The sequence below is a fragment of the Candidatus Magnetobacterium casense genome (genome assembly GCF_019173545.1).
Lineage (GTDB): Bacteria > Nitrospirota > Thermodesulfovibrionia > Thermodesulfovibrionales > Magnetobacteriaceae > Magnetobacterium > Magnetobacterium cryptolimnobacter.
The window spans coordinates 1-1,047 of the sequence record NZ_JABXWD010000790.1 but is presented as its reverse complement, the minus strand read 5'-3'; the positions used below and the strand labels follow the sequence as shown (position 1 = coordinate 1,047).

Sequence of the window (1,047 nt, the reverse complement as noted above, 5' to 3'; positions counted from 1 at the left end):
CGTCGAACAACCTATACCCGCCCCGTGGCCCTATGCTCTGCTCGTCGCCGTAATACCCGCCTTGATATACAAGGCTCATGTCCTTTGCCTCTATCTGCAAGGGCTGATAATCCTCGCTGTTGACCGCCGACCATACCACTATTGACGGGCACTTGTGCTTGTATCTGTTCAGGCAGTATTGACGTATAGGCTCGGATACGTGGACAAGGCCCGCGCAACCCTCTATTATCCGCGCCTCCTTCTGCCCTTCCTCCTTCATCCTCATCGACCTCATATCGTGCAAGTCCCATATCACAGGCGCAATGCCACCCTCAATACAGGCAAGGGCGGGTTTGTCTGGCTCGTTGTGGACGTGTATAATGTCGGGCTTGAAATCAGCAACCATATCAAGCATAGTGCTGTATGGCTCGCCCTGCTCCATGCTCGCGGTCTCAACCCACGGCTTCATCATCCATGCCTTCTCGTTAAAGGTGAACGCCTTGACATCAAGGCCAAGCGTCTTTAAGGCTCGCGCCTGTTTGACCGCCCTTATACAGCAATTCAAATGGACTATCGCAACCCTCATCGGCAACCCCCGCACATCGGGTTGTCCTTACGTCCCGCAATCAGGTCGCGGTGCTTATCGCCATACCACACTTTCTCTATCCCGTCCCTCGCGTGGCCTATTGGTTGGGTCAGCATCCAATCGGAACAGCACAACGCCATCGTGCCATCCCACGCAATGCACATGACCTTTAATGTTTCCTCGCTACACACATACCCACCGACCGGAGCCATCCTGCCGGTATCAGGACGGGGAACCTCTGGCATCGTGGCGAACCTGGAACAATGGCCCTTCCACTTCTTGCCGATAAGGGGCAGTCGCGCCTTGTTCTCCGGCAACACACAGCATCGCACCCACAACAGGAAAGTCTTGTGGCACTTCGACCACAGGTATTTCATGTTAGCACATAGCACGTCCCAATCCAACCCACGCCGTATCTTCTCGTAATGCTCCTTGTCGCACTCGTCTATGCTCACCGTAACCCTTATGATGCGGTCGCCGTG

Annotated in this window: 2 protein-coding genes; both read right to left on the bottom strand. The window is 54.8% G+C overall.

The genetic code is table 11. The features are described from left to right. Positions 1-565 (bottom strand): hypothetical protein (locus HWQ67_RS19550; RefSeq protein ID WP_218254370.1); only part of this gene is annotated, 565 nt, incomplete at its 3' end. Next, positions 562-1,047: SPASM domain-containing protein (locus HWQ67_RS19545; RefSeq protein ID WP_218254369.1), on the bottom strand; the 486-nt coding region annotated here is incomplete at its 5' end. The genes HWQ67_RS19545 and HWQ67_RS19550, both read right to left, overlap by 4 nt.